This window comes from Flagellimonas algarum, from assembly GCF_040513375.1.
GTDB lineage: Bacteria > Bacteroidota > Bacteroidia > Flavobacteriales > Flavobacteriaceae > Flagellimonas_B > Flagellimonas_B algarum.
The window spans coordinates 1270391-1282352 of record NZ_JBEVTG010000002.1 but is presented as its reverse complement, the minus strand read 5'-3'; the positions used below and the strand labels follow the sequence as shown (position 1 = coordinate 1282352).

At 47.1% G+C, this 11962-nt stretch carries 18 protein-coding genes; all 18 read left to right on the top strand.

The genetic code is table 11. The features are described 5' to 3' along the window. Position 1 precedes the first annotated feature (1 nt). On the top strand, positions 2 to 271 hold the full coding sequence (gene rpsN, locus ABV409_RS13165) for a 30S ribosomal protein S14 (protein WP_353878054.1): 270 nt from the start codon (positions 2 to 4) through the stop codon (positions 269 to 271). Positions 272 to 296: 25 nt separating this feature from the next. Beyond that, complete coding sequence (gene rpsH / locus ABV409_RS13160) at positions 297 to 695, top strand: 30S ribosomal protein S8 (protein ID WP_353878053.1); 399 nt, start codon at positions 297 to 299, stop codon at positions 693 to 695. A gap of 21 nt (positions 696 to 716) precedes the next feature. Beyond that, positions 717 to 1259: a 50S ribosomal protein L6 gene (gene rplF / locus ABV409_RS13155; protein WP_353878052.1), complete on the top strand. Its 543-nt coding sequence runs from the start codon at positions 717 to 719 to the stop codon at positions 1257 to 1259. Positions 1260 to 1271: 12 nt separating this feature from the next. Beyond that, positions 1272 to 1625, top strand: coding sequence for a 50S ribosomal protein L18 (rplR, locus tag ABV409_RS13150; protein ID WP_353878051.1), 354 nt, complete (start codon positions 1272 to 1274; stop codon positions 1623 to 1625). A 6-nt stretch (positions 1626 to 1631) separates the two neighbouring features. Then, positions 1632 to 2156 (top strand): 30S ribosomal protein S5, encoded by a 525-nt coding sequence (gene rpsE / locus ABV409_RS13145; RefSeq protein ID WP_353878050.1) that lies wholly within the window; start codon positions 1632 to 1634, stop codon positions 2154 to 2156. A 5-nt stretch (positions 2157 to 2161) separates the two neighbouring features. Then, the gene (rpmD, locus tag ABV409_RS13140) at positions 2162 to 2341 is read left to right on the top strand and encodes a 50S ribosomal protein L30 (protein ID WP_353878049.1); all 180 of its coding nucleotides are present in this window, start codon (positions 2162 to 2164) and stop codon (positions 2339 to 2341) included. A gap of 14 nt (positions 2342 to 2355) precedes the next feature. After that, complete coding sequence (rplO, locus tag ABV409_RS13135) at positions 2356 to 2808, top strand: 50S ribosomal protein L15 (protein WP_353878048.1); 453 nt, start codon at positions 2356 to 2358, stop codon at positions 2806 to 2808. Between the two features lie 10 nt (positions 2809 to 2818). Further along, the gene (gene secY, locus ABV409_RS13130) at positions 2819 to 4162 is read left to right on the top strand and encodes a preprotein translocase subunit SecY (protein ID WP_353878047.1); all 1344 of its coding nucleotides are present in this window, start codon (positions 2819 to 2821) and stop codon (positions 4160 to 4162) included. A gap of 3 nt (positions 4163 to 4165) precedes the next feature. After that, entirely contained in the window at positions 4166 to 4381 is a 216-nt protein-coding gene (gene infA / locus ABV409_RS13125) for a translation initiation factor IF-1 (RefSeq protein ID WP_010519234.1), read from the top strand. Positions 4382 to 4390: 9 nt separating this feature from the next. Next, positions 4391 to 4507, top strand: a complete 117-nt coding sequence (ykgO, locus tag ABV409_RS13120) for a type B 50S ribosomal protein L36 (RefSeq protein ID WP_010519235.1) — start codon at positions 4391 to 4393, stop codon at positions 4505 to 4507. A 2-nt stretch (positions 4508 to 4509) separates the two neighbouring features. Next, positions 4510 to 4884: a 30S ribosomal protein S13 gene (gene rpsM / locus ABV409_RS13115; protein WP_353878046.1), complete on the top strand. Its 375-nt coding sequence runs from the start codon at positions 4510 to 4512 to the stop codon at positions 4882 to 4884. Positions 4885 to 4896: 12 nt separating this feature from the next. Beyond that, positions 4897 to 5289 carry a 30S ribosomal protein S11 gene (rpsK, locus tag ABV409_RS13110; RefSeq protein WP_353878045.1) on the top strand — a complete coding sequence of 131 codons (393 nt, stop codon included), beginning with the start codon at positions 4897 to 4899 and terminating at the stop codon, positions 5287 to 5289. Positions 5290 to 5395: 106 nt separating this feature from the next. Beyond that, positions 5396 to 6001, top strand: coding sequence for a 30S ribosomal protein S4 (gene rpsD / locus ABV409_RS13105; protein ID WP_353878044.1), 606 nt, complete (start codon positions 5396 to 5398; stop codon positions 5999 to 6001). Between the two features lie 17 nt (positions 6002 to 6018). After that, positions 6019 to 7011 (top strand): DNA-directed RNA polymerase subunit alpha, encoded by a 993-nt coding sequence (locus ABV409_RS13100; protein ID WP_353878043.1) that lies wholly within the window; start codon positions 6019 to 6021, stop codon positions 7009 to 7011. A 61-nt stretch (positions 7012 to 7072) separates the two neighbouring features. Continuing rightward, positions 7073 to 7570 (top strand): 50S ribosomal protein L17, encoded by a 498-nt coding sequence (gene rplQ / locus ABV409_RS13095; RefSeq protein ID WP_353878042.1) that lies wholly within the window; start codon positions 7073 to 7075, stop codon positions 7568 to 7570. Between the two features lie 121 nt (positions 7571 to 7691). Beyond that, positions 7692 to 8804: a glutamine-hydrolyzing carbamoyl-phosphate synthase small subunit gene (carA, locus tag ABV409_RS13090; RefSeq protein WP_353878041.1), complete on the top strand. Its 1113-nt coding sequence runs from the start codon at positions 7692 to 7694 to the stop codon at positions 8802 to 8804. 117 nt (positions 8805 to 8921) lie between these two features. Further along, positions 8922 to 10211, top strand: coding sequence for a phosphopyruvate hydratase (gene eno, locus ABV409_RS13085; protein ID WP_353878040.1), 1290 nt, complete (start codon positions 8922 to 8924; stop codon positions 10209 to 10211). 101 nt (positions 10212 to 10312) lie between these two features. After that, positions 10313 to 11848 carry a glycogen synthase gene (locus tag ABV409_RS13080; RefSeq protein ID WP_353878039.1) on the top strand — a complete coding sequence of 512 codons (1536 nt, stop codon included), beginning with the start codon at positions 10313 to 10315 and terminating at the stop codon, positions 11846 to 11848. Positions 11849 to 11962: the final 114 nt, after the last annotated feature.

Below are 11962 nucleotides of genomic sequence, written 5' to 3'. Positions count from 1 at the left end.
TATGGCCAAAGAATCTATGAAAGCCCGCGAACGCAAAAGGGCAAAAACGGTAGCCAAATATGCAGCAAAGCGCAAGGCCCTAAAAGAGGCCGGTGATTATGAAGCACTCCAGAAGTTGCCGAAGAACGCTTCACCGGTACGCATGCGCAACCGATGCAAGTTGACAGGAAGACCGAGAGGGTACATGAGAAACTTCGGTATTTCAAGGGTGACCTTTAGGGAAATGGCCAACCAAGGATTGATCCCTGGTGTGAAAAAAGCAAGTTGGTAAACTAGAATAAAAGAAAGTAGAGAAGATGCTAACAGATCCAATATCAGATTATTTGACCAGAATCAGAAATGCCAGCAGGGCCGGTCACCGTGTGGTCGACATTCCTGCTTCGAACCTGAAAAGGGAGATGACCAAGATCCTTTTCGATCAGGGGTATATTTTGAGCTATAAGTTCGAAGATGATTCGGTACAGGGCAATATCAAGATTGCATTGAAGTACGATAAGTTTACCAAAGAACCCGTCATCAAGAAATTGCAGCGGGTCAGTAAGCCCGGGCTACGTAAGTATACCGGATCAGGAGAATTGCCAAGGGTGTTGAACGGATTGGGTATCGCCATCGTTTCAACCTCCCACGGGGTAATGACCAGCAAGCAGGCTAAAGCCGAAAATGTAGGTGGTGAAGTACTTTGCTACGTATATTAATCAATAAGAAAGAATAAGGAAATGTCAAGAATAGGTAATAATCCGATCGCGATTCCAGAAGGGGTGACCGTTGATATCAATGATGGTGTGGTCACCGTGAAGGGCAAATTGGGTGAACTTTCACAAGATTTCGCCGGTGTCGAGGTAAAATTGGAAGACGGTAACTTGGTCGTTGCCAGAAATTCAGAATCAAAAGACCACAAAGCCAAGCACGGGTTGTACCGCGCACTTTTCAGCAATATGGTCGATGGGGTTACCAAAGGATGGACCAAGGAGTTGGAATTGGTAGGTGTCGGTTACCGTGCGAGCAACCAAGGACAGAAATTGGATTTGGCCTTGGGCTTTTCACACAACATCGTGATGGATATCGCCCCTGAGGTCAAAATCGAGACCACTTCCGAAAAAGGAAAGAACCCGATCGTGAAATTGACATCACACGACAAACAATTGGTCGGTCAGGTCGCTGCTAAGATCAGGGCCTTCCGCAAGCCGGAACCTTACAAAGGGAAAGGGATCAGGTTCGTCGGGGAACAAATCAGAAGGAAAGCAGGTAAATCAGCTTAATAATAAAGTATTATGGGATTGTCCAAAACCGATAGAAGATTACGAATCCGAAGAAGAATACGAAAGGTATCCTTCGGTACTGCCGAAAGACCCCGTTTGTCGGTTTTTCGTAGCAATAAAGAAATTTATGCCCAATTGATCGATGATAACAACGGCAAGACATTGGCCGCTGCATCATCTCGTGACAAGGGCGTTGAAGTGAAAGGGACCAAAACCGAAGTCGCCACAGCGGTAGGTAAGGCCATCGCCGAGAAAGCGTTGAAAGCCGGTATCGAGACCGTAGCGTTCGATAGGGGAGGTAACCTGTATCACGGACGAGTTAAAGCATTGGCCGATGGTGCCAGGGAAGGCGGATTAAAATTCTAGATCAATATGTACCAGAAATACAAAAATGTAGAAATCGTTAAGCCAGGTGGTCTAGAGTTGAAAGACCGACTTGTCGGAGTACAACGGGTAACCAAGGTGACCAAAGGGGGTAGGGCCTTCGGATTTTCAGCCATCGTAGTCGTTGGTGACGAAAACGGAGTGGTCGGCCACGGATTGGGTAAGTCGAAAGAAGTCGCAACGGCCATCGCCAAAGCGATCGAAGACGCTAAAAAGAACTTGGTCCGTATCCCATTGAACAAAGGTACCTTGCCACACGAGCAGAAAGGCAAGTATGGAGGTGCAAGGGTGTTTATCAAGCCCGCTTCACAGGGTACCGGGGTTATCGCCGGTGGTGCCGTTCGCGCCGTCTTGGAAGCCGTTGGTATTCACGACGTTCTTTCAAAATCACAAGGTTCTTCGAACCCGCACAATGTGGTAAAGGCAACATTCGATGCCCTATTGCAGTTGCGCGACGCCGGAACCGTGGCAAAGCAACGTGGAGTTAGTTTGGAAAAAGTCTTTAAAGGATAAACTTGATGGCAAAGATTAAGGTAAAGCAATTGAAGAGTGCGATTAAAAGACCGCAAAACCAAAAGCGGACTTTGGAAGCATTGGGTTTGAGGAAGATCGGTCAGGTCGTAGAGCACGACGCGACTCCTAACATCCTTGGAATGATAAAAAAAGTTGAACACTTGGTTTCCACTGAGGAAGCTTAAACGAAGGCAAAGGAATGGACTTAAGTAATTTAAAACCAGCAGAAGGATCGGTAAACCGTGCCGGAAAACGCTTGGGAAGAGGCCAAGGTTCCGGAAAAGGAGGTACTGCCGCTCGTGGCCATAAAGGTGCGAAATCAAGATCTGGTTATTCAAAGAAAATCGGTTTTGAAGGGGGTCAAATGCCACTTCAACGACGTGTTCCGAAGTTCGGCTTCAAGAACATCAACCGCAAAGAATACCAAGGTATCAACCTAGACAAGCTACAGGCCTTGGTCGATAGCAAAGCCATCAAAGGTGAAGTGACCTTTGAGAACATGGTAGCGCTACGATTGGTCGGTAAGAACGAATTGGTGAAGATTTTGGGCGGAGGCGAATTGAAGGCCAAGCTCAAGGTTTCAGCCCATAAATTCAGTGCTTCGGCAAAAGCGGCCATCGAGGCTGCCGGTGGTGAGGCCATAAGTTTGTAAGCATACGATTATGAAGAAATTTATTGAGACCATATCGAATATCTGGAAAATCGAAGAGCTGAGAAGACGCATTTTGATCACGCTCAGCTTGCTCTTGGTGTACCGTTTCGGTGCCCAGGTGGTACTTCCAGGGATCGATACTTCTCAATTGGCTGAATTGAGCGCCAATGCCGGAGACGGTATTTTGGGTATTTTGAACGCATTTACGGGAGGGGCTTTTGCCAATGCTTCCGTATTCGCATTGGGGATCATGCCCTATATCTCAGCTTCAATCGTGGTGCAATTGATGAGCATCGCGATTCCGTATTTGCAGAAATTGGACAAGGAAGGCGAGAGCGGTCGTAAGACCAAAAACCAGATTACCCGTTGGTTGACCATCGCGATCTGTATCGTACAGGCCCCGGCCTATCTGTACGGATTGGAAGCGTTGGGTGTGCCATCATCAGCGTTCATTTTAGGAAAAGGACTCGATTTCATCGTTCCTTCCGTGATCATTTTGGTGACCGGTTGTGTCTTTGCCATGTGGTTGGGGGAGAAGATCACCGACAAAGGGATTGGAAACGGGATTTCGTTATTGATCATGATCGGGATCATCGCGACCATGCCACAATCGTTCGTTCAGGAGTTCATCTCACGAACCACCAACAATACCGGTGGGTTGATGTTCATGTTGATCGAATTGATCATTTGGTTCTTGGTCATCTTGGCCAGTGTGTTATTGGTCATGGCGATCCGTCAGATTCCCGTACAATACGCGCGAAGAAGTGCCTCTGGTGGGTATGAAAAGAACGTAATGGGTTCAAGACAGTATATTCCTTTGAAGCTGAACGCTTCAGGGGTTATGCCGATCATTTTCGCCCAGGCGATCATGTTCGCCCCGAGTTTGATCGGAAGGACCTTCAACAATACCGCTGTAGGTCAATGGATGGAAGTGCAGTTCGCCGATATCTTCGGTCTTGCGTACAACATCCTCTTTGGGGTCTTGATCATCATCTTTACCTACTTCTATACGGCCATCACCGTTCCTACGAACAAAATGGCCGATGATTTGAAACGAAGCGGAGGGTTTATCCCAGGTATCCGCCCAGGTAAGGAAACCGGCGATTATTTGGACAAGATCATGTCATTGATCACTTTTCCCGGATCGGTATTTTTGGCCTTGTTGGCCGTATTGCCGGCCGTAGTGGTCAAATTGATGGATGTCCAGGCCGGATGGGCACTATTTTACGGAGGAACGTCATTGCTGATCATGGTCGGTGTCGCCATCGATACCGTACAGCAGGTGAACTCCTACCTATTGAACAGACATTACGATGGTTTGATGAAAACCGGTAAAAATAGAAAAGTAGCATAAGTTATGGCGAAGCAACCGGCGATAGAACAAGATGGTACGATTATCGAAGCATTGTCGAACGCTATGTTTCGTGTTGAGCTGGAAAACGGCCATATCGTAACGGCTCATATTTCAGGAAAGATGCGTATGCACTACATCAAGCTTTTGCCCGGAGATAAGGTAAAGCTTGAGATGAGTCCATATGATTTGACTAAAGCAAGAATTACATATAGATATTAAGAGATAACGATGAAGGTAAGGGCATCAATTAAGAAAAGAAGTGCAGACTGCAAGATCGTTCGCCGAAAAGGCAGATTGTACGTGATCAACAAGAAGAATCCTAGATTTAAACAAAGACAAGGGTAATTATGGCAAGAATCGCAGGTGTAGACATTCCAAAACAGAAGCGTGGCGTAATTTCGCTCACCTATATCTACGGAATTGGAAAAAGCCGTGCCAAGGAGATCTTGGAGAAAGCTGGCGTAAGTGAAGAAACCAAGGTTTCTGATTGGAACGATGATGAGATCGGTAAGATCCGTGAGGCGGTATCCGCTTTCACCATCGAAGGGGAATTGCGCTCTGAAACCCAATTGAACATCAAGCGTTTGATGGACATCGGTTGTTACAGGGGTATCCGCCACCGTTCAGGTCTTCCGTTAAGGGGCCAACGTACCAAGAACAACTCACGTACAAGAAAAGGAAAACGTAAAACAGTTGCCAACAAGAAGAAGGCGACTAAATAATAGATAGGGTAGATGGCAAAGGCAGGTACTAAAACTACTAAGAAAAGAAAAGTAATCGTTGATTCTACGGGCGAGGCGCACATCGTGGCTTCGTTCAACAACATTATCATTTCCTTGACCAACAAGAAGGGCGATGTGATCTCATGGTCCTCAGCTGGTAAAATGGGATTCCGTGGTTCGAAAAAGAACACACCTTACGCCGCTCAAGTCGCTGCTGAGGATTGTTCCAAAGTAGCCCACGAAGCCGGTTTGCGCAAAGTCAAGGTGTATGTCAAAGGACCCGGTAACGGAAGGGAATCGGCAATCCGAACCATCCACAATGCTGGCATCGAGGTAACCGAGATCATCGACGTTACCCCACTACCGCACAACGGATGTAGACCCCCTAAAAGAAGAAGAGTTTAATTAATTCAATACGGTCCGCCCATGGCGGATCTTCACACAAAGGTGCACTGACGGTTATCGAAGGATCAGCCTTAATTCATAATCGCACCTTGTAAACAACTAGAAGATGGCAAGATATACAGGACCAAAAACAAAAATCGCCCGTAAATTCGGTGAAGCGATTTTCGGAGACGACAAGTCATTCGAGAAAAAAAGTTACCCTCCAGGTCAGCACGGGAACAACCGTCGACGTGGAAAGAAATCTGAGTACGCGATCCAATTGCAAGAAAAGCAGAAAGCGAAGTATACCTACGGTATTCTTGAGCGCCAGTTCCGTAACCTATTTACCGAGGCCAAGCGCCGTGAAGGGGTTACCGGTGAGGTATTGTTGCAATTGTGTGAGTCACGATTGGACAATGTCGTTTTCCGAATGGGTATCGCCCCATCGCGAAGGGGTGCACGCCAATTGGTATCGCACCGTCACATCACCGTCAACGGTAATGTGGTGAACATTCCTTCGTACTCTTTACGCGCCGGTGATGTCATCGGTGTCCGTGAAAAATCAAAATCCGTCCAAGCCATCAACGATTCGTTGGCCAACAACAGCAGTGTCTATGAGTGGATCACTTGGAACGGTGACAAAAAAGAAGGTACCTATGTATCGGTACCCGAAAGACTCCAGATTCCTGAGAATATCAAGGAGCAACTAATCGTCGAGTTATACTCTAAATAAACAATAAGGATCCTATTATGGCATTACTTAATTTTCAGAAGCCCGATAAAGTTATAATGATTGACTCAACAGATTTCGAAGGGAAATTTGAATTTCGCCCTTTGGAACCTGGTTATGGCTTGACTGTTGGCAATGCATTGCGAAGGGTATTACTTTCCTCATTGGAAGGATTCGCGATCACCTCGGTTCGAATCGATGGGGTTGACCATGAGTTTTCGGTCATTCCTGGCGTTGTTGAAGATGTTACCGAGATGATCTTGAACCTCAAGCAGGTTCGTTTCAAAAGACAGATCGATGACGTCGAAAGTGAGACGGTATCGGTTTCGGTTAGCGGTAAGGATCAATTGACCGCAGGTGATTTTCAAAAATTCATTTCAGGGTACCAAGTTTTGAACCCTGACCTGGTCATCTGTAATATGGATGCCAACGTGGCCATCAACCTTGAGATCATCATCGAGAAAGGACGTGGTTACGTTCCAGCCGAAGAGAACAAGAAATCGAATGCCCCATTGGGTAGCATCGCTGTCGACTCGGTATACACTCCGGTCAAAAACGTAAAGTACAGCATCGAGAACTTTAGGGTAGAGCAAAAGACCGATTACGAAAAATTGGTTTTCGAGATCGTTACCGACGGTTCCATCCATCCGAAAGATGCCTTGACCGAAGCTGCCAAGGTGTTGATCCACCACTTCATGTTGTTCTCTGACGAGCGCATCACTTTAGAGGCCGATGAGATCGCACAGACCGAAACTTATGACGAAGAATCATTGCACATGCGCCAACTGTTGAAGACCAAATTGGTCGATATGGATTTGTCTGTCCGTGCTTTGAATTGTTTGAAGGCCGCCGAAGTCGATACCTTGGGTGACCTTGTTTCGTTCAACAAGAACGATTTGATGAAATTCAGGAATTTCGGTAAAAAATCATTGACCGAGTTGGAAGAATTGGTGATCAACAAAGGATTGCAGTTCGGAATGGATTTGACCAAATACAAATTGGATAAAGATTAATCAATCATAATTTGCTCCCTCTTCATTAGGGGTATGGTAGCAAGATGGTAAGTATATAACAATGAGACACGGAAAGAAATTTAACCATTTAGGCCGGACCGCGGCACACAGAAAGGCAATGTTGGCCAATATGGCCTGTTCGTTGATCGAGCACAAAAGAATCAACACCACTGTGGCCAAGGCCAAGGCGTTGAAGCAGTTCGTAGAACCGTTGATCACCCGTTCGAAAGTCGACAATAACCAGACGACCGAGAAAGGGATGCACAACAGAAGGATCGTATTCAGTAGCCTTCGCAACAAGCATGCGATTACCGAGTTGTTCGGTACCGTTGCCGAAAAGGTAGGGGATCGCCCAGGAGGGTATACCCGTATCATCAAATTGGGGAACCGATTGGGGGATAACGCCGATATGGCCATGATCGAGTTGGTAGATTTCAATGAAACCTACAACGCGGGCAAACCGAAGAAGAAATCGACCCGAAGAAGTCGTCGTGGTGGTGCCAAGAAAGTTGAGGCTGCACCGGTCGCTGAAACAACAACTGATGATTCTGAAGAATAAGATGTTGATTATTAGTTAAAAATAGAAAAAAGGATACGCCGAAACGTATCCTTTTTTTATGTTCTTTTGTGAAATTTTATGCGCTAAATAGCGAAAATCGAGAATACCAAAAAAATCGTTGATGAAGTACAAAACAAGAAAAAAGGCATTGTTGTTATTGGAAGATGGTACCATCTTCTACGGAAAAGCTGTTGGGGATCATGAAGGAACCGCTTTTGGCGAAGTGTGTTTCAATACCGGTATGACCGGCTATCAAGAGATTTTCACCGACCCTTCCTATTTCGGGCAGTTGATGGTCATGACTAACGCCCATATCGGAAACTACGGTACGAACAATGATGAAATTGAATCGGATTCGGTCAAGATCGCCGGGCTGATCTGTAAGAACTTCAGCTACGAGTACTCACGGCCCAATGCCGATGCCAGCTTGTTGGAATTTTTGGAGACGAACGGGCTTTTCGCCATTTCGGATGTCGATACCAGGGCCTTGGTCGCCTACATCCGTGACAACGGCGCCATGAATGCCGTCATCTCTACCCGTATCGATGAAGTCGATGCCCTTAAGGCCGAACTCAAGGAGGTGCCCAGTATGGAAGGCTTGGAACTGGCGTCGAAAGTATCGACCAAAGAACCTTATTTCTACGGTGATGAAAAAGCCAAATTCAAGATATCGGCCCTTGATATCGGGATCAAAAAGAACATCCTCAGAAATTTGGCCAAGCGCGATGCGTATATCAAGGTCTTCCCATACGATGCTTCCAAAGAAGATATGGAGGCATGGAACCCTGACGGCTACTTTATTTCGAACGGCCCTGGGGATCCAGAACCCCTGACCGCGGCCATATCGACCACTAAAGAGATCTTGAAAGACAGCAAACCCCTATTCGGAATCTGCCTGGGCCACCAAGTATTGGCTTTGGCCAATGGGGTGTCGACCTTTAAAATGCACCATGGGCATCGGGGGATCAACCATCCGATATTGAACCTGATGACCGGTAAGGGCGAGATTACCTCCCAAAACCACGGTTTTGCCATTAACCGTGAAGAGACCGAGGCGAATCCCGACCTTGAGATCACCCATACCCATTTGAACGACCACACCGTGGCCGGGATCAAGATGAAATACAAGAACGTCTTTTCGGTACAGTACCATCCGGAAGCAAGTCCGGGGCCGCACGATGCCGATTACCTTTTCGATCAATTCTTTGAGGCGATAAAGGCCAGTAGCAACTAAAACGTTGTAGTTTATTTTTTGGTTATTTCATTGAATTTAGGGCGGTTATAAAGCAATATCCTTCTGCTACCTTTTGTATCTTCGTCGAATTAAATTTGAACAAAAAGCAAACACATCATGAGCATTATCATCAACATTCATGCAAGACAGATTTTAGATTCACGGGGTAACCCGACCGTTGAGGTCGACGTAGTCACCGAAAACGGTGTTATGGGACGCGCAGCGGTTCCTTCAGGGGCCTCTACAGGGGAGCATGAAGCCGTTGAGCTTCGTGATGGCGGTAGTTCGTTCATGGGCAAGGGTGTCGGTCAGGCGGTCAACAACGTAAATACCCTGATTGCTGAAGAGTTGGTCGGTACCTCGGTATTCGAACAAAACTATATCGACGCCGCTATGATCGCCCTTGACGGCACGCCGAATAAATCAAAATTGGGGGCCAATGCCATTTTAGGGGTTTCCTTGGCCGTGGCCAAAGCCGCTGCCGAAGAATTAGGGATGCCTTTATACCGCTACGTCGGTGGGGTCAGTGCCAATACGCTGCCGGTGCCGATGATGAACATCATCAATGGGGGGTCGCATTCGGACGCGCCGATCGCCTTCCAAGAATTCATGGTCATGCCGGTCAAGGCCAATGACTTTAGCCACGCCATGCAAATGGGCACCGAGATCTTCCACAACCTAAAGAAAGTACTCCATGACCGTGGTTTAAGTACCGCAGTAGGGGATGAAGGTGGTTTCGCCCCAACCTTGGATGGTACCGAAGATGCCTTGGATACCATTGGTTTGGCAGTGGAAAAAGCTGGATACAAGCTCGGTGACGATGTCATGATCGCGTTGGATTGTGCCTCAGCGGAGTTTTATGTCGACGGCAAATACGATTACACCAAGTTCGAAGGCGATAAAGGGGCCGTTCGCAGCTCGGAGGAACAAGCCCAATACCTTGCGGATCTTTGCGCCAAGTACCCGATCATCTCCATCGAAGATGGGATGGATGAAAATGATTGGGATGGATGGAAGCGATTGACCGAAAAGGTCGGTGAGAAGGTACAATTGGTCGGAGACGATCTTTTCGTCACCAATGTCGAACGTCTTTCTAGGGGAATCGAAAACGGCATTGCGAATTCCATTTTGATCAAGGTGAACCAAATCGGGACCTTGACCGAAACGATCGCAGCGGTCAATATGGCCAAGAACGCAGGTTACACTTCAGTCATGTCGCACCGGTCAGGAGAGACCGAAGACAACACCATAGCCGATTTGGCCGTAGCCTTGAATACCGGACAGATCAAAACCGGTTCGGCTTCTAGAAGCGACCGTATGGCGAAGTACAACCAACTGTTGCGTATCGAAGAAGAATTGGGCGAAGTGGCGTACTATCCTAAAGAAAACGCCTTCAAGGTGAAATGATAACCGAAAATTAGCAATAAGAAAGCCTTTCTTCCCCAAGAAAGGCTTTTTTTTGACGAACATTAGACCTAACTTAAGCCGACCTAGTTTCCTCAAGTACTATGAACAACTTTTTGTTTGCCGCCGCCGAGAACGATGCCATTCCGAATTGCAAAGCAGGGGGTATGGGCGATGTGGTACGTGACGTACCGAGACAGATTTCCGAACGGGGCGATAAGGTCCATGTGGTGGTGCCATCCTATGGAAGATTGCACCAAGACGGCCTGTTCAAGACCAAATTGAATTTCAATTTACGGGGCCAGATCTATGTGGCCGAGTTGTATGAGGTGCGTCCGAAGAAGGAGTTCCCGAATATCCATCATTACGTCATCCATCATCCTGAGATCGAGGCTGGGGGCATTGCCCATATCTACCACGACGATCCCGAAGAGCCGTTTTATACCGATGCGATCAAGTATATCATATTCTGTACCGCGGTGGCTGAAGCTATCAAGAAGGGCAGTTTCGGAAAGCTCGATGTGGCACACCTCCACGATTGGCATTCGAGCCTGTTGTTGTTCTTGCGGAAATTCCATGCCGATTACACCCACCTGAAAGAGATCCGTTTCGTCTATAGCATCCATAACCTGGCCATCCAAGGGATACGTCCCTTTACCGATAACTACTCCTCGGTACGCAATTGGTTCCCTGAAATCCCTTTCGATACCGACATATTGAAAGATTACCGGTATCAAGATTGTATCAACCTTATGGCGGTCGGTATCCGTTTGGCCGATGCGGTACATACGGTGTCACCCTCCTACAAAGAAGATGTGATGCAACCCAGTTCACCGCCCGAGTTCATCGGCGGGGAGGGGTTGGAAACCGACTTGCGTAATGCCGACAATGAAGGTCGATTGATCGGAATTTTGAACGGCTGCAATTACGCGAACATCAATGTCGAGGCCAAGGGGTTCATTTATCGCAACACGGTGAAGGCGCTGTTTCGTTGGTTGCAAGAAGAATCGAAGAAATACAAGGCCGATTTCTTGGCCCATACAGGCGAAAAGGTCATGGAATTGGTCGATAACCGCCCAAAGTTCATTGCGTCAAGTGTAGCCCGGTTGACCGAACAGAAATTCTATTTTTTCAAACGTTCTCCCGAAGCGTTCACGGCCATCCTCGAAAAATTGGAAAAAGTGGGTGGTATCTTCATGTTGTTGGGGACCGGCGCCCCTGAATACGAGGAATTGTTTCGCGATTTGAGCTATAAACACCGGAACTTCATATTTACCAACGGCCAGTCGGAAAGCCTAATCGATTCCATTTACTTGGAGTCGGACCTTTATTTCATGCCCAGTCTTTTCGAACCTTGTGGGATCAGTCAGATGTTGGCCATGCGAAACGGCAACCCCTGCTTGGTGCACCACACCGGCGGTCTCAAGGACACCGTGACCCATATGAAGACCGGCTTCGCCTTCGATGGGGCGACCTACGAAGAAAAGATAACGAACATGCTTTCTACCATGGATGCCGCTTTGGAGATTTTTGAAAATGACCCCACTACTTGGAAGAAAATCAAGGCCAACGCGAAACGCATGCGGTTTACCTGGAAAAAGTCAGTGGACGCCTATTACGATCAGCTGTATTTGTTGTAAGATTGATACGCTTTATCGACTATTGTTAAGAATACTCCAAAATGAGGGGGATTAATTGTTAATGCCTTGGCTTTTTCTTAAATTTAACATCTTTTCAAAACCACATTAAAATAG